General features: G+C 41.6%; 1 protein-coding gene. It reads right to left on the bottom strand.

Annotation, left to right across the window (positions count from 1 at the left end; all coding sequences use genetic code 11):
• Nucleotides 1–400, bottom strand: a 400-nt coding sequence (locus R7190_RS26530) for an AI-2E family transporter (RefSeq protein ID WP_411978088.1), incomplete at its 3' end; no start/stop codon positions are given.
• Nucleotides 401–832: the final 432 nt, after the last annotated feature.

Here is an 832-nt window from a genome sequence, read left to right on the forward strand (position 1 = left end):
GCTCGATTTTATCGAAAGGTAAGTACTCATTAACAATGGATAGACCTTTGATGACCCAAGGATGTTGGAAGATGTCTTGAATGCCACCATTGGTGACCCATTTGTACGTATTCTGAGAAAAAACGGAGCCTTGTTGAACAATTGCAGCAAACACAAACAGTAGTGGAATGACAATAATGAAGGTCAAAACTACGCACGTGAGCAGCGATGCCGAATTTTTGTGTTTTGGCATTTTACGCTCAAACCACTCATGCACAGGAAACATAAGCAGTGAGATAATGAAAGCCATTACGATCGAATTGATGTAAGGCTCGACCAATAAATAGCAAGCAAAAGCAGCGGCGAGTAGAGCGATCATTAATACACGATGACTCGACGTGATTTTTACGTTGTTTGGCATGAGATAAATCCAACTTACGGATGACGTTTACAATGGATCGCGTTGATATCAGCGCGAAACCTTTATTACTTTGCACCGGCTTTCCTTTCAGCCTTATGACACAGCTGAATTGGGAAGGGGTAAATGACCTTGTTATAATGACTACAAATCAGATGGTTATCAATCAAGAGATGAAAAATGGGTTGTTGTAACGGCGATAAGAAATGTAAATCTGAGAAGAAAACCAAACGTATTCCGTGGTTTGGCATTGTTCTAGGCGTGTTAGCTGTCTTGGTAATTTTGAACTGGCAATAAAAAAGGACCTTTCGGTCCTTTTCTTATAACTTGCGTATAGCGCTTATTTTGCTTCTGCCGCAATGATTGCAAAACAGCGATCCGCCGCTTCTAGTGTCGCGTCGATCTCTTTTGAACCGTGCGCTAGAGACGTAAAGC

This window comes from Vibrio sp. 1078-1, from assembly GCF_033340475.1.